Source organism: Mesorhizobium sp. AR07, from assembly GCF_024746815.1.
In the GTDB taxonomy this organism is placed as follows: Bacteria; Pseudomonadota; Alphaproteobacteria; order Rhizobiales; family Rhizobiaceae; genus Mesorhizobium.
The window spans coordinates 126,225-149,172 of the sequence record NZ_CP080529.1; the positions used below are offsets into that span (position 1 = coordinate 126,225).

Below are 22,948 nucleotides of genomic sequence, written 5' to 3' on the forward strand. Positions count from 1 at the left end.
GATCCTGGGCGAACCTGACAGTGCGGTTCCAATGATGCCGAGCCCTTTGCCGTTCCGCAGATACGGCCGCCATCAGGCACCTCGTCTTAAACCGGCTGGATCAGCGCCTTTGCGGCATTTGCTCCCGCCGCAAGGATACGATCCGACAATTCCGTTCCGTCCACGGCACGGGCCAGCTGAAGCGTGCCAATGAGGGTCGCCAAGATGCCGAACGCAACGCTCTCCGGATCAGGAGTTTGCGGCGGCAGCTCTGCCAACACCTGGCGCACCTGGGTCAGCCAACGCTCGGTATAAAGCTGACGCGTTTCGGGTGGCTCACGGGCGATTTCGGGCAGCAGCGCGGCAGAGGCGCAGCCCTTCCCAGGATTGTCCCGGTGCGCGGCCGACAGATATGTGTCTATGGCCACTATCAGACCGCCGGAGGCCAATGCTTGCCCAATCTGGTCTGACTGATCCTCGAGAGCTGAAGCAACCGTTTCACGTACAAGCGCCGCCTTTGATTGAAAGTGGGGATAGAAGGCCCCGTTCGTCAGCCCGGCGTCGCCCATGATGGTTGCCAGTCCGGACGCCGCTATGCCGTTATTCCGAAAGCGTTCCGTAGCGACCTCCATGATCCGGCTGCGTGACGCGTCCTTTCGGCCCTTTTCGTAGCGCATGCCCGCTATTCCTTTCTGCTATTGCATTATGTTCATAATTTTATATTATGATCATAATTGAACCGGCGGACGAAAGCTAGCCCCCGATAGTTTTGGAGCATCAAAAATGAATGCGAACTCTGGAAAAACTGCTGTTGTGACCGGCGCCTCGTCGGGCATCGGCCGCGCCAGCGCCGAGGCCTTGGCGCGGGCAGGGTTTACCGTCTTCGGGACAAGTCGGCGCACGGTCGGCAACGGCCCGGACGGGGTGACCATGCTGTCTTGCGACGTGACCGATGGTGACTCCGTCAGCGCCCTCGTTTCAACTGTGCTGGCGCAGACCGGCCGGATGGATCTGCTGGTCAACAATGCCGGCGTCGGCCTGCTTGGCGGCGCCGAAGAATCCTCGGTCGCACAGGTGCAGGCTCTGTTCGACGTCAATCTGTTCGGCGTCATCCGCATGACCAATGCGGTGTTGCCGTCGATGCGGCAGCAAGGCGAAGGGCGCATCATCAACATCGGCTCGATTCTGGGATTAGTCCCCTCGCCATACTCAGCTCATTACTCAGCGGTCAAGCACGCACTCGAGGGCTATTCGGAATCGCTCGACCACGAGGTGCGCGCCTTCAACATTCGCGTCTCGGTCATCGAGCCGGCATACGTGCGTACCGTCTTCGACCAGAACGGGATTGAGCCCGATTCGGTGTTGGAAGAATACGATCAGGCCCGAGCCGGGGTCGAAGCGCTGCTTCGCGATGTGATGCCCAAAGCCGATCGGCCGGAAGTGGTGGCGGATGTGGTCGTCAAGGCGGCAACCGATTCCCGTCCGCGACGGCGCTATACCGCTGGCAAGGCAGCGCGTCAGGTCAGCATGCTGCGCCGCTTCGCCCCCGCGGAGATGTTCGACAAGACCCTGCGCAAGCAGTTCCGCCTACCGGTCTGAACCACAGCGAGGAGTTCACGCATATGAGACTGGCAACCACAACACAATTGGTCAGACGCCACGGCTCTGAGGTGTCAAACATGGCACATATATTCGATCAGTCGCCCCATTCACGGCTATCATTCCAGGACGCGCCGACGCGCTCTGTCGATGTCGGCGGCACGGCATTTGTTTACCGGGAACTCGGGCCCAGGACGGGCGTGCCGGTGATCCTGCTCAACCATCTGGGGGCTCAGCTGGACAATTTTGATCCACGCATCGTCGATGGCCTCGCTGCGACCCGGCGGGTGATTGTCTTTGATAACAGAGGCATCGGTGCTTCGGCTGGCAAAACGCCGTCAACCATCTCGCAGATGGCGCGCGATGCCGTCGCCTTTATCCGGGCATTGGGGTTCGAAGAAGTCGACCTCTTCGGCTTTTCACTCGGTGGCTTCGTGGCGCAGGAGATTGTGCTGACCGAGCCCAAGCTTGTGCGCAAATTCATCCTCTCCGGCACCGGGCCGGCCGGCGGTCAAGGCATCGACAAGGTGACGCCGCTGACGATCGTGGACATGATCAAGGGCGCGCTGACTTTTCGGGATGCGAAATACTATCTCTTCTTCACAAGGACAGCGAATGGCCGCCGTGCCGCAAACGCATTTCTGGAGCGGCTGAAAGAGCGCAAGAGTAACCGGGACAAGGCGATTTCGCTGAGCGCGTTCGGCGCGCAACTGAAAGCGATCAAGGCCTATGGGCTGCAAACGCCGCAAGATTTGAGCACCATCCGCATTCCTACCCTGGTGGCGAATGGCGATCAGGACAGGATGGTGCCGAGCGCCAATACCCACGATCTCGCCCGGCGTATCCCGGGGGCGCAACTGGTCATCTACCCAGACGCCGGGCATGGCGGGATCTTCCAGAATTACGCCGATTTCGTCCCGAAAGCCCTGTCCTTCCTCGAGGGCTAAGGCCTTTCCCACCGGGCGGCTTTGCCGCCGGAAACGCTCGGCTTGTTTCGTTCAGGAACACCGATAAACACTCTTAGAAAGTCACTGCCATGAAGGCATTCGTTGTCGATAAATATAACAAGAAGGGCATTCTGCGGCTGGCCGAGATGCCGGAGCCGGAGCTGCTGGACAATGATGTCCTGGTCGAGATCCATGCCGCAGGCGTGAACCTGCTGGATTCCAAGGTCAGAACCGGCGAATTCAAGCTCATCCTGCCCTATCGCCGGCCCTTCATCCTGGGTCACGACGTGGCTGGGACCGTTGTCAGGGTGGGCGCAAAAGTCCGCAAATTCAAACCCGGCGACGCTGTCTATTCGCGGCCGCGCGACGGTCGGATCGGGACATTTGCCGAGTTCATCGCAATCGATGAGGCCGACGTGGCCCTGAAACCCAAAAACCTCAGCATGGAAGAAGCGGCTTCTATTCCCCTGGTCGGCCTGACCGCATGGCAGGTGCTGATCGAAAGGGCAAATCTGAAGAAGGGCCAAAAAGTCTTCATCCAGGCTGGCTCCGGCGGTGTCGGGACGTTCGCCATCCAGCTGGCAAAGCATCTCGGCGCGACCGTTGCGACAACGGCGAGCGCGGCGAGTGCCGATCTGGTCAAGGGTCTCGGCGCCGATGTCGTCGTCGACTACAGGAAAGACGACTTCGAGAAAGTCCTGTCGGGCTACGACGTCGTGGTGAATAGCCAGGACGCCAAGACGCTTGAAAAATCCCTGAATGTGCTCAAACCGGGCGGCAAGCTCATCTCCATCTCCGGTCCGCCGGATCCGGAATTTGCCAAGAAGCAGGGACTGAACCTGGTGCTGAGGCTGGTGCTGCGCCTGCTGAGCCGCGGTATCCGGGCCAAAGCCAAGCGCCGGGGCGTCGGATTTTCGTTCCTGTTCATGTGGGCGCAGGGTGATCAGCTGAGTAAGATCAAATCCCTCATCGAATCCGGAGCGATCCGCCCGGTTGTCGACAGGGTCTTTCCCTTTAAAGCGACCAACGAGGCTCTGGCTTACGTCGAAACAGGACGTGCTAAGGGCAAGGTCGTCGTCAAGGTCAGATAGCAACTCCCTTATATTGCAGGATGCAAGGCGACTTCGCTTGATTTCACCTTAGGCGCAAAGCGACCAACGCGGTGCCGCAGCCGAGTGTCTGCTGTTGGCAACGGCAAGCAACGTCGTTGCGGCCAAGACGGGGGGTCGCTAGCGGAGTGGCAGGAAAGGCAGCGCGACGTTCGCTCTGCTAGGTGCCTTGTCGCTGGTTATCGGCGCCTTCATCGTCAGTGCTGCCGCAGCCCTTGTGGCAGGCAGCGCGACGATGAGGAAGCCGTTTTCCTGACCAGCCGCTGAAGCGCGATAAGTTAGGTAAGCGGCGCTCTACTTCACTAGGCATCAGCTTGTTATTGTGCAGTGCAGCAACGGTATCGCTGCATGTGCGTTGTGCACAACTCTGCCATTCCGGCGAGCAAGGATACCGATTTGCGAAACATATCAGATACGATCGCGCGCCTGAGCGCGATGCGCGGCCGGCCTGTCGGACCCGAACAGCGCCATGAATATCGTTTGTCGGATGTGACGGGGTTTGGTTCCAATCCTGTGCCTTGCGCGCGCCTCTACGTTCCGGAAAATCTGCCCGAGGATGCAGCATTGGTAGTAGTGTTGCACGGCTGCACGCAGAACGCAGCCGGCTATGATCATGGATCCGGCTGGTCGCAACTAGCGACCGAGCAGGGTTTTGCGGTCCTCTTCCCCGAACAGCAGCGCGCCAACAACTCCAATCTTTGCTTTAACTGGTTCGTGCCTGCGGATATCCGGCGCGACTGCGGCGAGGCGCTTTCTATCCGCCAGATGATAGAGGCGGCGGTCGTCGCGCATAAGCGACGCGCCGACCTGTACGGTGGGCCCTTCGCGGCCGATGGAGGCGCCGCAAAACAATCCGACGGCGGTAAGCGCAATCTTGCCCACGATCAGCCGCAGCGACAGTATGTGGCTGCGATCTTCGTCGTCGCGTAGGTGCCGAGCAGCGATCGCCTGAGGAATGCCGCTGCCTTGCGAGCCGGGAAAGAAAGCATAGGCTAGCCACGCGCAGAAAACAAAACCAAGCGGCGTGATGGCGAGCGGCAAATAGCTGCGCCAGCCTCCACTATCGCCATTAATTTGGTGGAACAACGCCTGCGCTTTGTCAGCCAGAACCGCAAACAGCACGCTTATGATACCTATGGCAATGGCGCCGGCCCAGAACACAAGGCGCGGCTGCCAGACGCGGCGCGACCCCCACATGGCCCGCGAGCGCCGCAGCATTGGGTATTTACGCGATACGTCTGCCATGTCGGTTCCTAGGTGAGATACCCGACCTAACACAGGCACGGCATCGATCAAGCCAGATCGAGGCTCGATAGAACCGAAGCGCAACGTTCGTACGGCATATGCCATTCAACGCCCGCTTGTTTGCGTCTGGCCGAGCTGAGAGACCTACGGTACGAAAGGACCTCATCTTTTCGTGGTTTCATTTGTTGTTGTGTCTGCGCACAAAGCTCTTAAGAGTCGAGCGGTCACCGACCACGAAACGGGCGCCGCTGCTTGAGAGTGCGTGTACTCCCGGCCTTTGCGAGGCACGCATGCAAGACGACAAAATCCCAAGCGGCGTCATTTCGGCTCTCGATTTCCACACTCTGAGGAAGCCTTTAAGGCTTCCATTGCCGAATTGCAGCTACCTGAAACGAAATGGGTAGAACACGCCACCGCGATGGTGCGCGAACTCACGGGCAATCTTCACGTTGACACCGGCGTCATCGAGTGGATCATCCGCAAGTGAAGCGGCCGGTGGCTGCTGACCTGGCGAACGACAATGGCACGTCGGAACAGCATCTGACCGTGGCGACGTTGGGCGTGCACGCCGCCATAGAGGCTTGGCGGCTCCTGCCTGGCCGCGACTCTCGGGTGCCGCCAAGGCCTTGCCGAGCATCTGATGCGGCGAGGGAGCTCGCGGCCTGATCAAAAGGCGCCTACCGGATTTTTTGAAATCGTTTTGTCCAGATCAGAATTTCGCACATTGTGTCCGTTCACAGCGGCCTTTGAAATGTTGTTTGACCACTACGCATGTGCCGATCCGTAGGCGATTGAATGGCGCATCTGCCTCAGTGGTGATGGCCTTCCGGTTCCACCATCTTGAAATGGCAACTCTTGCCGCTGATCGATCGCCTCCAATACCAGCGTCGCTTGGAATTCGTGAGGTTCGGCGGGACCTGCATCGCTCTCGAAGCAATGATAATCGCCGATGACGGGACGGAGGTGAAGGGTTTCCGGACCTTCTCCATAGTGCTAACATTGACCGATCGGGAACTGCGTGAAACGCATTCGCCTTGAAAACGAAGCCGGCTAAATCGATCTCGGCGACATGACGGCGATATTGGCAATTTGCAGTGCAAACCATCAGTCGCCGACGCACCCTCCGGCCGGAACATTTTTGGCTGGAGCGTGTTCAACAGCTAGCAGCGAATTCTGTCCGGTTTTCGCTGCTGGTCGGAAGGCAACCGGCCGACCCGCGTTCTGCAACGGGGGCGCGGGTCCTTTGTTTCCCTTTTTGATCGAACATTCGTCATGGCCGCGTATCTCTCCATGGCGACGACGGTTTTCATCCTCAGTTAGCGGGGAAGTTTTCTCGTATCAGTAGCCCGGTTTCATTCTTCGTTGCAGGCTTTTTGGCTCGGTCCAATCGGCGCTGTCGATCTTCGAATCCTTGAATTGGCGGTGATCGCACTGTCGATGCCCTTAGCCCTCCACATGTCGCCGACGTTTGACCCGGATTCGCCCCCATCGGCCTGAGGAATCCTCACCTAAAAAGTCCATCTAGACTTGGCTTGCGCCTAAGCCTGATGTCAACCAACTGCCTGCTGCCTGAAATCTTTCGCAACCAAGCCCCGGCTTGATTTGCTTCCGGCACGTCGGCACCCGCCCTGCGCCCACTATCGGCAACCCGACAGGCCCGGGATGGAGCCTTTGCCAATGTGGCGAGTTGTTTAGACCTGATTTCATCAGCGAGGGACCATGTGGCGGTTCCTGTGACGGATGACAGACCAGTTTCGAAAACCGCTGATCCGATCGAGATGCTGCTCCAAGCGGCATGATCGGCTGATTGCATGGAAGAGATTGCTCTGGCACCCGAAGCGATCAGGCTCGACGCGCAGTTTTTGTGCCCTCGAACGCCAGCCCTCCCAAACAGCGCATACTGATTAGACCGTTTTAGCCGTGCGGCCGCTATCAGGCGCGCCGCGACATTCACGCAGCCTGGTTTCACGCGAGGGTGATGCGTGTCTATGAAACTTCCTGCGACGATGTGCGTTGTGTGAGTTCAGCCAATCCGAGGCCCACCCCCATGTACGATGCATGGTTTTCCAAGCCAGTATCTGTTGCCACCGGCATAAGCGGCGACATTCGAAACCTTACCAATGCTCGGCAAGCTTTTGACTTGCTAACCGATCAATGGCGCAGCGGGGGGAGCGATAAGCATCGATCCGCGCGACGGGCGTGCCAGCAGGCATTGAACGGCAGTGTTTCTGCTGACGTCGCCAGAGACGCGTTTATCGAAGCAGCGCGGGAAGCGCATATGTTGGTCGAGTGAGTTGCGCGGCGGCAATTGATGACGGGTCGCATAAGGCGCCGCCGCGGTTTTCCATGTTTCTCCGCCCGTCCAAATCCACCGATATGCTCTAGCGAGGTCGCCATGAACGCAACAACCCGATTGCATGAACTCGGGCAAAGCCTTTGGTTGGACAACATCACCCGCGATCTGCTGAGTAGCGGCATCCTGCAGCGCTATTGCGCCGAGTTTTCCGTGACGGGATTGACTTCAAATCCCACTATTTTCGATGAAGCCATTCGGAACAGCAAAGCATACGACGATGCCCTTCACCGGAAAGGGAAGCAGGGGAAAGTCGGCGAGCAGCTATTCTTCGAATTGGCCCTGGAAGACCTGACGCAAGCCGCAGCACTGTTCCGACCGGTTCATGAAGCGACAGACGGAGTCGATGGCTGGGTTTCCCTGGAAGTGTCGCCTTTGCTGGCTAACGATGCCGGTGCCACTGTCGAGGCCGCCAAGCGATTGCACGCGCAAGCGAACTGTTCCAACCTGTTCATCAAAATTCCAGGCACGCCCTCGGGCGTCGAAGCCATTGAGGAATCGATCTTTGCCGGGGTGCCCGTCAACGTGACGCTATTGTTTTCGCGTGAGCACTACATCGCGGCGGCCGACGCGTATAGCCGAGGCATCCAGCGTCGCATCAATGCCGGACTCGATCCGAAGATCGCTTCTGTCGCGTCGATCTTCGTCAGCCGCTGGGACAAGGCGGTGATGGACAAGGTTGCCCCAGCACTCCGCAACCGCCTGGGCATCGCAATATCGGGGCAAATTTATAAGGCTTATCGCAAACAGCTCGCCTCGCCCGGTTGGCGCAAGCTGGCCGATGCCGGCGCACTTTCTCAGCGTCTGCTTTGGGCGAGCACCGGGACCAAGGATCCACAGCTTCCGCAATCCTATTACGTCGAAGCGCTCGCGGCACCCGACACTATCAACACCATGCCGGAGAAGACGCTTGGTGCGTTCGCGGCAAACGGTACATTGAGGGGCCCCATGCAGGAGGATGGCGGCGATTGCGAAACCGTCCTTGCCGACTTCGCAAAGGCCGGCGTCGACACTGACGCGCTTGCCGCGCAGCTCCAACTGGAAGGTGCGCAATCCTTCACCAAATCGTGGAACGATCTGATGGCCGTGATTGCGTCGAAGAGCGAGCAGTTACATCGTTCTCCCGCATCGGCACGCGGATAATGACCGAGCCTCTTATGGCCAGGGCATTGCCGCTAACGGAGCTTCCAGCCTGGAAGGCGTTGCTGACGCATTACCAGGAAGTGCGCGTGTTGCATCTGCGACAGCTCTTCGCGGACGATCCCCAGCGTGGCACTCAGTTCGCCGTCGACGCATGCGGACTCTACCTGGACTATTCCAAAAACCGCATCACCGCTGAGACAATCCAGCTTCTCATTCAACTTGCCGAGGCTTGCAAGTTGCGCGAGCGCACCGAGGCGATGTTCAAAGGGCAGAAGATCAATGTGACGGAGCAGCGCGCGGCGCTTCACACGGCGCTTCGCGCGCCGGTCGGCGAGCGAATTCTAGTCGATGGTATCGATGTCGTGCCGGAAGTGCACGCGGTGCTCGGCAAGATGGCCGATTTCACGGGCAAGATTCACAGCGGCGCATGGCGCGGCCATTCTGGCCTGCCGATCCGCAACGTCATCAATATCGGCATCGGCGGCTCGGACCTCGGGCCGGTCATGGCCTATGAAGCGCTGCGCCACTATAGCCGCCGTGACATGATCTTCCGCTTCATCTCGAACATCGACGGTACCGACTTCGTGGAAGCAACGCGGGATCTGAACCCTGAAGAAACGCTGTTCATCATCTGCTCAAAGACCTTCAAAACGCTGGCCAACGCCCAAACGGCACGTAAATGGGCACTACAGAAGTTGGGCGACGAGCAGGCTGTGGCCCGGCATTTCGTCGCCGTCTCGACTAATGCCGAAGGGGTCGCCGAATTCGGCATCGACAGCGAGCAGATGTTCGGCATGTGGGATTGGGACGGCGGCCGCTATTCGATGGATTCGGCGATCGGCCTATCCACAATGCTCGCCATCGGGGCAGAAAATTTCCAGGCGATGCTGTCGGGCTTCCACGACATGGACCAGCACTTCCGCACCGCGCGATTTGGTCAGAACCTGCCAGTTCTGATGGGCCTGCTCGCGGTGTGGTACAACAATTTCTTCGGGGCACAGACGGTCGCGGTGCTGCCCTACGAGCAATATCTGAAGCGCTTTCCTGCGTATCTCCAGCAATTGACAATGGAAAGCAATGGCAAGCACGTCACGCTTGGCGGCATGAAGGTCGATTACCAAACAGGGCCGATCTATTGGGGCGAACCAGGCACAAACGGGCAGCATTCATTCTACCAACTCATTCATCAAGGCACCAAGCTGGTTCCGTGCGACTTCATCGGGTTTTGCCAGGCGTTGAATCCGCAGGGACGCCACCACGACCTTCTGATGGCAAATCTCTTCGCGCAGACCGAGGCACTGGCGTTCGGCAAGACGGAAGAGGAACTCAGGACCGAAGGGACGCCGGATTGGCTGGTTCCTCACCGCACCTTCGAAGGCAACCGCCCCACCAATACCTTGCTTGCCGAGCGCCTGACTCCGAAAACACTAGGCAGTCTGGTGGCGCTATACGAGCACAGCGTTTTCACACAAGGCGTCATCTGGAACATCGACTCCTTTGATCAATGGGGCGTTGAACTGGGCAAGGCACTGGCCGAGAAAACAATCCTGGAGCTGGAAAGCTCTAAGGCTCCGAATCTTCGACATGACAGCTCGACCAACGCTTTGATCGAGCGCTATCGCCGTTTCCGGAAGCGAAAGAAATGAAGCGCAGTGGGCGGCGCTTATGGCGCCGACCTGACCAAACTCACGGCGGCGCAGCTTAGCCAGCACTTGGACAATCGGGTGGCATAAATCCGATCAAAGGATTCCTAATGAAACACCTGCCACTCGACCAGCTCAGCATCAACACGCTGCGAATGCTTTCCATCGATGCGGTCCAGAAAGCAAAATCCGGCCATCCCGGAACGCCGCTCGATGCCGCGCCGACGGCCTATTGCCTGTGGCAGCGCTTCCTTCGTTACGACCCTGCCGATCCCGATTGGCCGAACCGCGACCGCTTCGTGCTCTCGGCCGGCCACGCCTGCGCCCTGCTCTACAGCCTGCTTTACCTGTGCGGCGTCAAGGCAAAGGGCCCGAGCTATCCGGCGGGCGACCGGCTTGCCGTGACGTTGGAAGATTTGAAGACTTTTCGTCAGGCAGGCAGCCACTGCACAGGACATCCCGAATATGGCTGGACGTCGGGCGTGGAAACCACCACGGGTCCACTCGGACAAGGTGCAGCAACAAGCGTCGGGATGGCAATTGCGGAACGCTGGCTGGCGGCCACCTACAATCGACCCGACTACGATCTGTTCTCGCACAACGTGTATGCGCTGTGCAGCGACGGCGACATGATGGAAGGGCTCAGTAACGAGGCGGCATCGCTGGCGGGACACCTCAAATTGTCGAACCTGTGCTGGATTTACGACGATAACCATATCACCATCGAGGGTCCGACTGGCCTTACATTTACCGAAGACGTGGCAACCCGCTTCGCCGCATACGGATGGCACGTCGAGCGGGTAAGCGATGCAAACGATCTGGTGTTGCTGGGCAAGGCTTATCAGAGATTCATCGATACGCACGACCGCCCAACGCTCATCATCGTTCAAAGCCATATCGGTTATGGCGCGCCGCATAAGCACGACACAAACAAAGCTCACGGAGAGCCACTGGGCGTCGAAGAAGTTCGGCTGACAAAGGAATTCTACGGCTGGGATCCGGATGCCGATTTCATGATTCCGGATGGTGTCGTGGCGCATTTCCGAGCACATGTCGGCAAGCGCGGAAAGGATGCTCATGCTGCCTGGAGGCAGCTCTTTGCCGCGTACCGGACCCAATATCCAGACCTGGCTGAACAGATTGATCAGATGCAGCGACGCGAAGTGCCTCCCGGGTGGGACGCCGCGCTGCCGGCCTTTGCAGCGGATGCGAAGGGCCTCGCGACGCGCGACTCCTCCAGCCAGGTGTTGAACGCCATCGCGGCCCACATGCCATGGCTGCTGGGTGGCGCGGCAGACCTGTCGCCGTCAACCAAGACAAACCTCGATTTTGACTTTGCCGGCGACTTCCAGGCCCCTGGGGGTGACCAGGCCGTAAGCTATCGCGGGCGCAATTTCCACTTCGGCCTGCGCGAACATGCCATGTGCGCCATCGGCAACGGCATGAGCCTGTCGAAACTGCGGCCGTTCGTTTCCAGCTTCCTGATCTTCACCGACTATTGCCGCGCGGCGCTGAGGCTGAGTTCGATGATGGAACTCCCGCTCATCTCCATCTGGACCCATGATTCGATCAGTCTGGGCGAGGATGGTCCAACCCATCAGCCGATCGAACAGCTTGCATCGTTCCGGGCCATGCCCGGCATGGTCGTGCTGCGCCCTGCAGACGCGAATGAAGTCGTGGAGGCATGGAAGCTAATCATGCATCTCAGGGACAGGCCTGTCTGCCTCGTGCTGACGCGACAGGCAGTACCGACGCTCGATCGCGCGACCTATGCGAGCGCAAGCGGCGTGGCGCTTGGCGCCTATGTGCTGGCTGATGCACCCGACGGCAAACCCGATGTCCTGCTGCTGGCGACCGGCAGCGAAGTCGCGCTCTGCGTGACTGCATTTGAAGAGCTGAAAGCCGAGGGCATCAAGGCACGCGTCGTCAGCATTCCGTCATGGGAATTGTTCGAAAGCCAACCGAAAGACTATCGCGAGACGGTCCTGCCGCCGGCCGTAACGGCCCGGGTGGCCGTGGAGGAAGCATCTGGTTTTGGGTGGGAGCGCTATACGGGTTTCGATGGCGCTATCCTCGCTCTGCATAGTTTCGGCTTGTCAGCGCCATCGAAAGTTGTCGCAGAACACTTCAGCTTCGAGCCGGCACACGTCGTTGCGGCTGCCAAGGCGCAAATTGCGGGCCGCCGGTGAACCAAACAAGTCGGGATTGCCCGAACCGAATGAGGCAACCAGCATGACCATGAAAATCAGTCCATTGGCCGGAAAGCCGGCGCCGCCTGACATGCTGGTCAATGTCGCCAAGCTCGTCACGGCCTATTACAGTCAGGCACCGGACCCTGCCAACCCCTTGCAGCGGGTGGCGTTCGGTACATCCGGGCATCGCGGCTCGGCGTTTGAGAACACGTTCAACGAGGCGCATGTTCTGGCAATCAGCCAGGCCATTTGCCTGTACCGCGAGCGACAGGGCATCGATGGCCCCATATTCGTCGGCATCGATACCCATGCGCTTTCGGAGCCAGCCTTTGCGAGCGCCCTTGAGGTGCTGGCCGCAAACGGAGTGAATGTGATGATTGCGGCGGGTGGCGAATATACGCCCACCCCGGCCGTTTCCCATGCGATCCTCAACTACAACAACGGACGGAAGACCGGGCTCGCCGATGGCATCGTCATCACCCCGTCACACAACCCGCCCGGCGACGGCGGCTTCAAGTACAATCCGCCCAATGGCGGCCCGGCGGATACCGACGTCACTGGCTGGATCGAAAAACAGGCCAATGATCTGCTTGGCAACGGACTGAAAGGCGTCCGCCGGATGGCGTTCGAAAGAGCCCTGCATGCGCCGACAGTCCATGCCCACGACTTCCTGAACGCTTACGTCAACGATCTCGGTAACGTGATCGACATGGACGCAATTCGCGGAGCACGTGTTCGCATGGGCGTCGACCCGCTCGGCGGCGCGGGAGTCCACTACTGGCCCGCCATTGCCGACCGCTACAAACTCGACCTGACCATCGTCAATCGGCAGGTCGATCCCACCTTTCGTTTCATGACGGTCGATTGGGATGGCCAGATCCGCATGGACCCGTCTTCATCCTACGCCATGCAAGGCCTGATCAGCTTGAAGGCCCAATTCGACATCGCTTTTGCATGCGACACCGATCATGACCGGCACGGCATCGTCACGCGCAACGCCGGGCTGCTGCCGCCCAACCATTACTTGTCGGTGGCGATTGACTACCTGTTCCAGCATCGCCCTGAATGGCGCAAGGACGCCGCCGTTGGAAAGACGGTGGTGAGCAGCCAGATGATCGATCGCGTCAGCACCAGGTTGAAGCGCAGACTGTATGAAGTCCCGGTCGGGTTCAAATGGTACGCGCAGGGGCTTCAGGACGGCTCGCTAGGTTTTTGTGGCGAGGAAAGCGCCGGAGCAGCGTTCATGCGCCGCAACGGTGCCGTCTGGACGACCGACAAGGATGGCATCGTTCCGGCGTTGCTGTCGGCCGAGATCACGGCAAGGATGGGTCGCGATCCTGGCGAGGTCTATCGCGACCTGACGAAGGAGTTGGGTGAACCGGTCGCCGACCGGCTCCAGGCAACCGCAACCCCAGCACAAAAAGAGAAACTGTCGAAGCTTTCACCGCAAGAGATCACGTCGAAGACATTGGCTGGAGAACCGATCCGATCAGTGCTCAGCCGCGCGCCAGGCAACAATGCGGAAATCGGCGGTGTGAAGGTGACTACCGAAAATGGGTGGTTTGCCGCACGGCCGTCGGGCACCGAAGATATTTACAAGATCTACGGCGAGAGTTTTCGCGGAAAGGACCACTTGCACGAAATCCTAGCCGAGGCACAGACTATCGTCGACCGGGCGCTTGGGACAACCGAAAGGACCTGAATTGGCCGGGCGACTGCTCTGACGCATTGCCGATCCGCTGCACCGCGTGCGGTATCCGAGGCGTGAATGAAGCTCCGGTCGCGGAAACGCTAGTGCCGTTCGTGTCGCGGACCACCTCCATTTTGGCATCTCAAGCCCGCAACTCGCGCGACGAAGCTTCGCCGACGCCCCAACCTCGAAGTCGTCCGTCTGCTCGGGGGATGATCGTTTCCAGGAGGCGCAGGGGCGGGATATCCCATTGGCCGTCGCCGAGGGCATAAAGCAGTAGCCCATGCGCCTGCTGGGGTCCCTTGAATGTCGATGAGCGGCCGGGACCTGAATTTCTCGCCAAGAACGATGAAGGCACAGGCCATAGTAGTAGCTCCGCTGCAGCTAAGAGCGACCGTCATCAACGTTCGGTAATGAATCTTCGGCGGGATAGATGACCGTTCCATTGTCGCGAACGACGGCGCTGGGTGTCAACTGCGCCTCGTCGACATGCGACGGTCCGAGTATATGCACTACACGGTCTCCGGCGGCGAGGAGATAGTCGGCGATGAGCCTGCGATGACAGCGCCACCAGACGGCCTCGGCGCACATGATCGCGCAGCTGTGCTGAAAGCCGAGTTTTCGCAGCCGCGCCAGACCTGTGGCGAACGGTTCCGTCAGCGCATAATCCGCGTAGTTTAGAAAGCCACGCACCCGCCAATAGGCGTTTGGGGACCCCTCCACGTTCCGCGCCCTCCCCCGATGACCGCCAAGCGAGGCGATATGCTCATAGCCAATCTGCCACGATGCCAGCGTCGCTGGCAGGCTTTCACCGTTGAACTGCGGATTGGTGCGCGAACGTGGCATTGATCTGACGTCGATAACGAAATCGGCCTGGGATTCCCTGAGCAGATCTATGAATTCGGCGACCGTCCTTGTGGAATGGCCTATGGTGAAGAAGGTGTTCGTCATGGCTCCAATGATGAGGCGAGGTTACTTGGCAATCCACCGCATCGGCCTTGATCGTAAGCCGAGGGTTTCGAAATCAAAAGCGTCGTTTATCAGCGACGTCCCGTAGTTCGACGGAACCGACATCGATAGCGCGGGTTGTTGCCGTAGTCGGTGCTGTCTTGGCGTCATTTGAGCGCATGACGGCGGCTAGCAATTTCGATTGCGATGCTGACACAAGCGCTACGGAAGCATCGAACAAGGTCACCATGGCGGACACCTTCAAGATTGGCGACAATGTGAGTTGGAATTCGGAAGCCGGGCGGGTCTCGGGTACGGTCATTCGCGTGCGCACGCGAAATTTCGAGGTCAACGGCTATACCCACCATGCAAGCGCGGAAGCGCCGCAATATGAGATCAAGAGCAACAAAACCGAGCACATCGCATTTCACAAAGCTTCGGCGCTCACCAAGGGTCATGATTGACGCCGATAGAGGCGCCATCCCTTAAAGAAAGCGATGGGCCTATGCCCGCCATTCTCCAACCTCCCCCCATCGATCCGCTTCGTGCGAAGCTCAGCGGCGCCGACGACCGTGTCCGCCTCGATCACTGGATGTCGCCGCAACAAGGAATTTTTCCGCGAATCCGGATCGGGAGCCGCTGGATCAATACCTTGTGGAGCCTACCCATCGGTGCCGCGGCACTGCTTTGTCTGGTTGCCCTGGCGCAAAGCCTGCGCGAGCTTCCTAGCGTGGCAGCCTTTATCCAGAACCATCCTGGTATCGCGCAGTCCGCGCCCTCGGTCGATTCCGGCTTCCCTTGGTGGTTGCAGCTTCAGCACTTCCTGAACATGTTCTTCATGCTGTTCATCATGCGGGCCGGCCTACAGATATTGGCTGATCATCCACGGCTTTACTGGGGGCGGGATTGCACGCCGGGAACCGACTGGTTCCGTTTCCAGGTTCCGGTGCCGAAGGACCGGATCTGGACCGCCAAGGATGACTCCGTCACGCTGCCGACATGGCTGGGTATTCCGGGCCTCCGCCACACCCTTGGGCTCTCGCGCTGGTGGCATTTCTCGATCAACCTGCTGTGGCTGATCAACGGCATCGCATTCTACGCCCTGCTGTTTTCCACCGATCAGTGGCGCAGGCTGGTGCCCATGACCTGGGAAGTGTTTCCGGCTGCATTGTCGACGGCGATCCAGTACGCCTCACTGAACTTTCCGGTCGATGAAGGCTGGACACGCTACAACGGCCTGCAGCAGTTCAGCTACTTCGTCACCGTTTTCATCGCGGCACCCGTCTCCATCCTGACCGGGCTGATGCAGAGCCCGGCGATTTCCAATGCGCTGGGGTGGTTCGGCAGGGTGTTCAATCGGCAGGCGATGCGGTCGGTTCACTTCATCTCGTTCGCCTGGTTCGTGGGCTTTATCGTGGCGCATGGCGCCATGGTGTTCGTCACAGGCATCAGGCAAAACACCAATCACATGTTCGGTGGCGTCGACAACGCCTCATGGGCAGGATTCCCGCTGTTTCTCCTTGCCATGGCTATCCTGCTGATTACCTGGCTTGTGGTGTCACCGTTCACCATCCGGTACGCCCGCCTGGTACAGCGCGTCGGCGCGTTCACGATCGGCTGGATCATGGGGCTGGCCGAAGACTGGGACCCGCGCTCGCAACTCACCAAGAAGGATATTTCCCCGTACTTCTGGCCGAACGGCACCATGCCCCACTCCAAGGAATTCGATGATCTGGTGGCGGAACAGTTCGCCAGCTACAGGCTCCGCATCAGTGGTCTTGTCACCTCGCCGCGGGAACTCTCCCTGTGCGACCTCAAGGGGATGGCTAAGCAAGAACAGATCACAACGCATTTCTGTATCCAGGGTTGGTCCGGTGTCGCCGAATGGGGCGGTGTTCCTATGCGCGACATGCTGGATCTGGTGAAGCCAACGCCCGAGGCACGCTACGCAGTGTTCTACTCTTTGGCCGACGGCGCCGACGGCGGGCGCTACTATGACGTCCATAGGATCGAGAACATGCGTCATTCGCTGACGATCCTGGCCTACGAGATGAACGGCGCACCCGTCAGCGTCCTGCACGGTGCGCCGTTGCGGCTGCGGTGCGAGAACGAACTGGGCTTCAAGATGGTCAAGTGGATTGCAGCAATCGAATTCGTGCGGGATTTCGCCGATCTCGGCGCGGGTCAGGGCGGCTACAATGAGGATCATGAATTCTACGGCTATCGCATGCCGATCTGACCAATTGCTCTTCGAGCGCCGGTATGCCGAACGCACGATGAAGGCCAGTTTTCCGGACGCCTGGGAAGCGATCACAGGCAACGTTCTTGATTCAGGCGAATCCTGGAAGAAGGATGAGCGCGCTTTCTTCGACAAGCACGCCAAATGACTGGATCGTTGTGTGATCACCAGCCCAGCTTTACCGAGGTGGTCGGGACGGCCGGTGGCAAGCGTGGGCCTGGAACAGAGGAACGACGCTTCCTTGTTCCTTCGGACGAATACCGTGTTCACCGCTTCGGCTCGTCATCGATCCGGAGCAGTACGCGTCCTATATCGGACCATCGAGCTTCGCCACCTGGCGTGAGGGCGGCATAATGTTCCCCTGTGATCGCTGTGCGCAGCTCTTCCGTATGGAAGAAGCTCGCCGGCAGACCCAGCGTCAGCTCGGCATCATCGACCGGCAGATCACCTGCCACGAGTAACCGGGGTAAAAGCGGAGGCGTTTGGGCGCGTCGATCTGCTGTTCGGGTTCAGCGAGCGGCGAGGAGAACGGGAAGCGGTAGGATCTTGTTGCCAGGGATGCCGAGACGGTCGCCGAGATAATCCCAGAAGCTGACACCGAGCTTGTTGCAGGTCTTCATCATGCTGAGCATGGTGTCGCGGGCGGCACGGCCCTGGTCGCGGTGGGTTCCGCCGCTGATCTTGCGCCGGGTCACCACGCTGCGGATATCGTTCTCCGAGCCGTTGGTGTGGAGCGGAATGTCCGGACGTTGGAGGATCTTCAGGAAGCTTTGGCGGTCGGTCCGGATGCGCGCGAGTAGACGGTCGAGGGTCACGAACCTGGTCTTCATGCCGACGATCCGGTCGAACCGCCGGGCCAGTTCCCTGGCTCTTCGGGGTGTGGGATCCAGACACCACGCCTAAACCTATGGCTGGCGCGCGTAAGGCAATTTGGAGCCAAAAAAAAGGGCCGTCCTCAACATGGCCGGCCACGTCAACCAAGTCGTCCGACCACGGTTGAAGCCGCATTGAGCAGCTTAAAAATAGAGTATACTCTATAATGTCTCTGTTGCGTGGTGTGTCGAAACTTTAGCTCTCTCCGCCATGAAAGGCCAACTAGCTTCGGAGTGGCATGCAAATTTATGGATTGCCAGCTGAATCGATGGCCGTTGACATTTACAGTGTATACTCTATAAATACCGCCCAGCTCGCTTATCGGAGTCCAGTCGGGAGGTCGTTAGGTTCATGCCAATTCACACGCAGATTGCGGTCATAGGTGCCGGACTTGGAGGGGCGGCGGCGGCCGGCCTTCTCCAACAGGCCGGCTTTCAGGTCGACGTCTTCGAGCAGGCGCCAGCCTTTGCGCGCCTCGGCGCCGGGATTCATATGGGTCCGAACGTCATGAAGGTGTTTCGCCAACTTGGGATGGAAGACGCCGTCACGACGTTGGGCTCGAAGCCGGACTTCTGGTTCAGCCGGGATGGGCGTTCGGGCGAATATCTTTCGCGGATCCGGCTGGGCGCATTCGCCGAGAAGGAGTATGGCGCTCCCTATGTGACCGTCCATCGCGGCGATCTGCACGCCCTTCAGGTTTCGCTGCTGCGGCCGGAAAACCTGCATTTCGGCAAGCGCCTCGAGGCGATGACGGAAAGCGGCTCCAGCGTCGACCTAGGCTTCGCCGACGGCACCCAGGTCCGGGCCGACATCGTGATCGGCGCCGACGGGATCAATTCTAAGGTGCGCGAAGCTCTGCTCGGCGAGGAAAAGCCGAATTACAGCGGCTGGGTCGCCCACAGGGCGGTGATTTCGTCCGACAAGCTAAGCAGCTATGGCCTCGAATTTGAAGACTGCGCGAAGTGGTGGTTCGCGGACCGTCACATGATGGTCTACCACACCACCGCGGACCGCAGCGAGTACTACTACGTCACCGGCGTGCCTCATCCTGCCTGGGAATTCGATGGCGCCTTCGTGCCGTCCAGCCGCGAAGAAATGCGCGAAGCCTTTGCCGGCTGCCATCCGGTGGTGGACGCGCTGATCGACGCGAGCGACGAGGTTACCAAATGGCCGCTGCTCAACCGCAAGCCGTTGCCGGTGTGGAGCGAGGGGCGGATGGTGCTGCTCGGCGACGCTTGTCATCCAATGAAGCCGCATATGGCGCAGGGCGCGGCCATGGCGATCGAGGACGCGGCCATGCTGGCGCGTTGCCTTGGCGAAACCGGGACCGGCGACTATGCATCGGCCTTCGCCCTCTACGAAGCGAACCGTAGGGATCGCGCCTCGCGCGTCCAGGCGGTGTCCAACGCCAACACGTGGCTGCGCAGCCAGGAAGATCCGGCCTGGGTGTTCGGCTATGACGTCTACCAGACGCAGCTGCAGAGCCGTGAGGCGGCACAATGAGCGCGTCAGCGGTCACAGGCGCCAATGTCGCCGCTAACGGCATCCGCCAGCACTATTTGCATCATCTCGGCACGGGAGCGCCGCTGGTGCTGGTGCCGGGCATCACCAGCCCGGCCGTGACCTGGGGCTTCGTCGCCGAAAGGCTCGCCCGCGAATTCGACGTTTACGTCCTCGATGTCCGCGGCCGCGGCTTGTCGCAATCTGGCCCGGACCTCGACTACTGCCTCGACAGCCTGGCCGACGACCTCTCGGGTTTCATCGCGGCGCTCGGTCTTTCCGGCGTGACGGTGCTCGGCCATTCCATGGGCGCGCGCATCGCGATCCGCGCGGCGACGCGAAACCCGGCCGGCATGGCGCGGCTCCTCCTCGTCGACCCACCGGTCTCGGGGCCGGGCCGCCGCGCCTACCCCTCGAAGCTGTCCTGGTATGTGGATTCGATCCGGCAGGCGGAAAAGGGCATGGATGCCGAGGCTATGCGCGCCTTCTGTCCGACCTGGAGCCGCGAGCAGCGCGCGCTGCGGGCAGAATGGCTGCACACCTGCTTTGAGCCCGCCATCGTGACGGCCTTCGAAGGCTTTCATACCGACGACATCCATCGCGATCTGCCCGGTCTTCCCGTCCCTGCCTGCCTGATGGTGGCAACGCGCGGCGGCGTCATCGAACCTGCCGACGAGGCGGAAATTCAGTCGCTCAACCCCGGCATCCGCATAGAGCGGGTACCCGCTGCCGGGCACATGATCCCCTGGGACAATTTCGACGGCTTCCTGGCCGCGACCGACAAGCTCCTGGGAACTGCTCTGGCCGGAAGGAAAGCGGCATGACGACCAAGCTGTTCCGGATCGGCCAGATCGTGCCGAGCTCAAATACCACGATGGAAACCGAGATCCCGGCGATGCTGCTGGCGCGGCAGGCCATTCGTCCCGAGCGTTTCACCTTCCATTCGAGCCGCATGCGCATGAAGACGGTGAGCAAGGACGAGCTTGCCGCCATGGACGGCGAGTCCGACCGCTGCGCCGCCGAGCTTTCGGATGCCCGCGTCGATGTGCTCGGCTATGCCTGCCTGGTCGCAATCATGGCGACGGGCCTCGGCTATCATCGCCAGTCGGAGGCGCGGCTGCGCGGTCGCACGCAAGAGAATGGCGCCGACATTCCCGTCGTCACCAGCGCCGGCGCCCTGATCGAAGGCCTCAAGGTGCTGCAGGCCAAGCGCATTGCCGTCGTGGCGCCCTATATGCGGCCGCTGACCGAACTCGTGGTGAACTACATCCGCGAGGAAGGTTTCGAAGTCGTCGACTGGCGCGCGCTGGAGATACCCGACAACCTCGACGTGGCGCGGCATGATCCGGAAAACCTGCCTGGCATCGTTGCCGGCATGAACCTCGACGGCGTCGACGTGATCGTACTGTCGGCTTGCGTGCAGATGCCTTCGCTGCCCGTCGTCGCCAAGGTCGAAGCTCTTACCGGGAAACCCGTGCTGACGGCGGCGATCGCCACCACCTACGGCCTGCTGAAGGCGGTCGGCCTGGAGCCGGTCGTTCCCGGCGCCGGCGCACTGCTTTCCGGCGCGTACTGACGGAGGCGGGCCATGACGCAGCCGGCAATTCCCATAGAGGCCGAAACGCAGGCGGCAGCCGACAACTACAGCGGCGTCTGGGGCAGTCGCATCGGCTTCGGGCGCAAGCCGGCGCTACTGGTGATCGACTTCATGAAGGCCTACACGACCCCCGGCGCAGCGCTCTTCGCGCAGGGCGTGGTGGAGGCCGTCGCACACACGTCCGGGCTGCTGGCCGCTGCGCGCCAAGCCGGCGTACCGGTGATCCACACCAACATCCTCTACCGCGCGCCGAACTGCGCCGACGGCGGGATCTGGGTGAAGAAGGCGCCTGTGATGGCGGCCCTGGTCCCCGGCAGTCCGCTGGCCGAATTCTGCGACGGCGTCGAACCGGTGCCGGGCGAACTGGTCGTCACCAAGCAGTATGCCAGTGCCTTCTTCGGCACCAGCCTCGCGCCGATGCTGCATGCCGATGGCATCGACACGGTCATACTCGCCGGCTGCTCGACCAGCGGCTGCATCCGGGCAAGCGCCGTGGACGCGGTCCAGCACGGCTTCCGAACCATCGTGATCAGGGATTGCGTTGGCGACCGGCACGCCGGGCCGCATGAAGCCAACCTGTTCGACATCGATGCCAAATATGGCGACGTCGTCGGCCTGAAGGAGGCGCTGGAAGAAATCAGCCGCGCTGGCCGGCGAAGGGCGCCCGAGCAGAATGAATAACCGAACCCCATGAACTGGGCCGCAACGCCGCCCACATTGCAAAGGAGATCGCTGGATGGACCGCAACGTTCTGACTGAAATCTGCCTGCACCAGCTCACGCTCAGCGGCGTGCATGAAGGAGAGAAGGTCATCGTGCTGTCGCAAGGCAGCGAGCGGCTCGACTATGCCGACGCCTTCCTCGCCGCCGGCCAGCGCCTCGGTGCACGCATGTACCACATGCGCCTGCCCGCGCCGCTGCCCGGCAACGGCGCCTGGGCGGTCGGCGAGACCGGCCTGGCTGCAAATCCTGAGGCGGTCGAAGCGCTGAAGCAGGCCGACATGGTCGTCGACCTCATCTTTCTTTTGTTCAGCCCGGAGCAGATGGCGATCCAGGCGGCGGGCGCGCGCGTGCTGACGGCGGTCGAACCCGCACCGCTGCTCGCCCGACTGCTGCCCACCAAGGAATTGCGCGAGCGCGTCGAAATCGGCGAAGCGCTTTTGTCGAAGGCCAAGACGATGCGCATCACCTCACGCCATGGCACCGACGTGGTCTACAAGCTCGGCGTCTATCCGACGGTTGGCGAATACGGGTACACCGACCAGCCCGGGCGCTGGGACCACTGGCCAGCGGCCTTCGTCTTCACCGGCGGCGCCGACGACGGCGTCGACGGCAAGATCGTGCTGGCGCCTGGGGACGTGCTTTTGCCATTCAACACCTACGTGCGCGAACCGGTCGTCTACACGATCGAAAAAGGCTTCGTTCAAGACATCCGCGGCGGGCTCGAGGCCGAGCTGATCAAATCCTACATGGGCGAGTTCAAGGACCCGCGTGGCATGGGCATGAGCCATGTCGGCTGGGGGCTCGACCACCGGGCGCAGTGGCACGGCCTGACGCAGTTTCCCGGCGGCATGGGCATGGAGCTGCGCTCCTTCTACGGCAACGTGATGTTTTCGACAGGCCCGAACAACGAACTCGGCGGCCCCAATGACACCGCCTGTCACCTCGATATCCCGATGCGGGATTGCAGCCTTTTTCTGGATGATGAGCCGATCGTCGTGGATGGCAAGATCGTTGTGAAGGAGATGCAGCACGCATAGAACAAGCCTCCGTCGATAAAATCGATGTAACGATACTAAAATTCTTTCGGCATTATTGCTTTCCGTCGCTTCTTCTGAAGGACGGAACCTGAGATATATTGCACCATAATTTGCACCGACGAAATCTTATAT

At 60.4% G+C, this 22,948-nt stretch carries 19 protein-coding genes and 3 pseudogenes; 17 read left to right on the plus strand and 5 right to left on the minus strand.

The window, feature by feature from the left end:
* Positions 1–86: 86 nt before the first annotated feature.
* Positions 87–656: a TetR/AcrR family transcriptional regulator gene (locus BPNPMPFG_RS41660; protein ID WP_258599457.1), complete on the minus strand. Its 570-nt coding sequence runs from the start codon at positions 654–656 to the stop codon at positions 87–89.
* A 106-nt stretch (positions 657–762) separates the two neighbouring features.
* On the opposite strand from BPNPMPFG_RS41660, the gene BPNPMPFG_RS41665 reads away from it, so the two are divergent.
* From BPNPMPFG_RS41665 to BPNPMPFG_RS41680, 4 genes and pseudogenes are all read left to right on the plus strand, one after another.
* Positions 763–1,578, plus strand: coding sequence for an oxidoreductase (locus BPNPMPFG_RS41665; protein ID WP_258599459.1), 816 nt, complete (start codon positions 763–765; stop codon positions 1,576–1,578).
* An 80-nt stretch (positions 1,579–1,658) separates the two neighbouring features.
* Positions 1,659–2,525, plus strand: coding sequence for an alpha/beta fold hydrolase (locus BPNPMPFG_RS41670; protein WP_258599461.1), 867 nt, complete (start codon positions 1,659–1,661; stop codon positions 2,523–2,525).
* Between the two features lie 89 nt (positions 2,526–2,614).
* On the plus strand, positions 2,615–3,616 hold the full coding sequence (locus tag BPNPMPFG_RS41675) for an NADP-dependent oxidoreductase (RefSeq protein ID WP_258599462.1): 1,002 nt from the start codon (positions 2,615–2,617) through the stop codon (positions 3,614–3,616).
* Positions 3,617–4,069: 453 nt separating this feature from the next.
* Positions 4,070–4,426, plus strand: a pseudogene (locus BPNPMPFG_RS41680) (PHB depolymerase family esterase); the annotation flags it as partial.
* Here BPNPMPFG_RS41680 and BPNPMPFG_RS41685 read toward each other — a convergent pair.
* Positions 4,424–4,879, minus strand: a pseudogene (locus BPNPMPFG_RS41685) (chloride channel protein); the annotation flags it as partial. The pseudogenes BPNPMPFG_RS41680 and BPNPMPFG_RS41685 sit on opposite strands and share 3 nt — an antisense overlap.
* Positions 4,880–6,926: 2,047 nt before the next feature.
* On the opposite strand from BPNPMPFG_RS41685, the gene BPNPMPFG_RS41690 reads away from it, so the two are divergent.
* The 5 genes from BPNPMPFG_RS41690 to pgm all read left to right on the plus strand — a co-directional run bounded on the left by BPNPMPFG_RS41690 (position 6,927) and on the right by pgm (position 13,912).
* Positions 6,927–7,172: a DUF982 domain-containing protein gene (locus BPNPMPFG_RS41690; RefSeq protein ID WP_258599464.1), complete on the plus strand. Its 246-nt coding sequence runs from the start codon at positions 6,927–6,929 to the stop codon at positions 7,170–7,172.
* A gap of 102 nt (positions 7,173–7,274) precedes the next feature.
* Positions 7,275–8,375 carry a transaldolase gene (tal, locus tag BPNPMPFG_RS41695; protein WP_258599467.1) on the plus strand — a complete coding sequence of 367 codons (1,101 nt, stop codon included), beginning with the start codon at positions 7,275–7,277 and terminating at the stop codon, positions 8,373–8,375.
* Complete coding sequence (gene pgi / locus BPNPMPFG_RS41700; RefSeq protein WP_258599470.1) at positions 8,375–10,021, plus strand: glucose-6-phosphate isomerase; 1,647 nt, start codon at positions 8,375–8,377, stop codon at positions 10,019–10,021. The genes tal and pgi overlap by 1 nt, the downstream gene beginning before the upstream one ends.
* A gap of 107 nt (positions 10,022–10,128) precedes the next feature.
* Positions 10,129–12,207, plus strand: a complete 2,079-nt coding sequence (tkt, locus tag BPNPMPFG_RS41705) for a transketolase (RefSeq protein ID WP_258599471.1) — start codon at positions 10,129–10,131, stop codon at positions 12,205–12,207.
* 49 nt (positions 12,208–12,256) lie between these two features.
* On the plus strand, positions 12,257–13,912 hold the full coding sequence (gene pgm, locus BPNPMPFG_RS41710) for a phosphoglucomutase (alpha-D-glucose-1,6-bisphosphate-dependent) (protein ID WP_258599519.1): 1,656 nt from the start codon (positions 12,257–12,259) through the stop codon (positions 13,910–13,912).
* A 196-nt stretch (positions 13,913–14,108) separates the two neighbouring features.
* Here the strand turns inward: pgm and BPNPMPFG_RS41715 are convergent.
* Both BPNPMPFG_RS41715 and BPNPMPFG_RS41720 read right to left on the minus strand, forming a co-directional pair.
* A pseudogene (locus BPNPMPFG_RS41715) lies at positions 14,109–14,301 on the minus strand (hypothetical protein); the annotation flags it as partial.
* Positions 14,285–14,851, minus strand: a complete 567-nt coding sequence (locus BPNPMPFG_RS41720) for a DUF488 domain-containing protein (protein ID WP_258599473.1) — start codon at positions 14,849–14,851, stop codon at positions 14,285–14,287. The gene BPNPMPFG_RS41720 and the pseudogene BPNPMPFG_RS41715, both read right to left, overlap by 17 nt.
* A gap of 245 nt (positions 14,852–15,096) precedes the next feature.
* Here BPNPMPFG_RS41720 and BPNPMPFG_RS41725 point away from each other — a divergent pair, with 245 nt between their 5' ends.
* Genes BPNPMPFG_RS41725 through BPNPMPFG_RS41735 form a run of 3 tightly spaced genes read left to right on the plus strand, consistent with a single transcriptional unit; the run spans position 15,097 to position 17,235 of the window.
* Positions 15,097–15,312, plus strand: a complete 216-nt coding sequence (locus BPNPMPFG_RS41725) for a hypervirulence associated TUDOR domain-containing protein (protein WP_258599474.1) — start codon at positions 15,097–15,099, stop codon at positions 15,310–15,312.
* Between the two features lie 41 nt (positions 15,313–15,353).
* Positions 15,354–17,087, plus strand: coding sequence for a molybdopterin-dependent oxidoreductase (locus tag BPNPMPFG_RS41730; protein WP_258599476.1), 1,734 nt, complete (start codon positions 15,354–15,356; stop codon positions 17,085–17,087).
* A gap of 4 nt (positions 17,088–17,091) precedes the next feature.
* Positions 17,092–17,235, plus strand: a complete 144-nt coding sequence (locus BPNPMPFG_RS41735; protein WP_258599478.1) for a DUF7007 domain-containing protein — start codon at positions 17,092–17,094, stop codon at positions 17,233–17,235.
* A 361-nt stretch (positions 17,236–17,596) separates the two neighbouring features.
* On the opposite strand, the gene BPNPMPFG_RS41740 is transcribed toward BPNPMPFG_RS41735, so the two are convergent.
* Positions 17,597–17,917: an IS66 family transposase gene (locus BPNPMPFG_RS41740; RefSeq protein WP_258599479.1), complete on the minus strand. Its 321-nt coding sequence runs from the start codon at positions 17,915–17,917 to the stop codon at positions 17,597–17,599.
* A gap of 394 nt (positions 17,918–18,311) precedes the next feature.
* On the opposite strand from BPNPMPFG_RS41740, the gene BPNPMPFG_RS41745 reads away from it, so the two are divergent.
* Genes BPNPMPFG_RS41745 through BPNPMPFG_RS41765 form a run of 5 tightly spaced genes read left to right on the plus strand, consistent with a single transcriptional unit; the run spans position 18,312 to position 22,816 of the window.
* Entirely contained in the window at positions 18,312–19,463 is a 1,152-nt protein-coding gene (locus tag BPNPMPFG_RS41745; protein WP_258599480.1) for an FAD-dependent monooxygenase, read from the plus strand.
* Entirely contained in the window at positions 19,460–20,284 is an 825-nt protein-coding gene (locus BPNPMPFG_RS41750) for an alpha/beta fold hydrolase (protein ID WP_258599482.1), read from the plus strand. The genes BPNPMPFG_RS41745 and BPNPMPFG_RS41750 overlap by 4 nt, the downstream gene beginning before the upstream one ends.
* The gene (locus BPNPMPFG_RS41755; protein WP_319946072.1) at positions 20,281–21,036 is read left to right on the plus strand and encodes a maleate cis-trans isomerase family protein; all 756 of its coding nucleotides are present in this window, start codon (positions 20,281–20,283) and stop codon (positions 21,034–21,036) included. The genes BPNPMPFG_RS41750 and BPNPMPFG_RS41755 overlap by 4 nt, the downstream gene beginning before the upstream one ends.
* A gap of 12 nt (positions 21,037–21,048) precedes the next feature.
* Entirely contained in the window at positions 21,049–21,738 is a 690-nt protein-coding gene (locus tag BPNPMPFG_RS41760) for an N-carbamoylsarcosine amidohydrolase (protein WP_258599483.1), read from the plus strand.
* A gap of 55 nt (positions 21,739–21,793) precedes the next feature.
* A complete protein-coding gene (locus tag BPNPMPFG_RS41765; protein ID WP_258599485.1) occupies positions 21,794–22,816 on the plus strand; it encodes a 2,5-dihydroxypyridine 5,6-dioxygenase NicX family protein in 1,023 nt (340 codons plus the stop codon).
* Positions 22,817–22,948 lie beyond the last annotated feature (132 nt).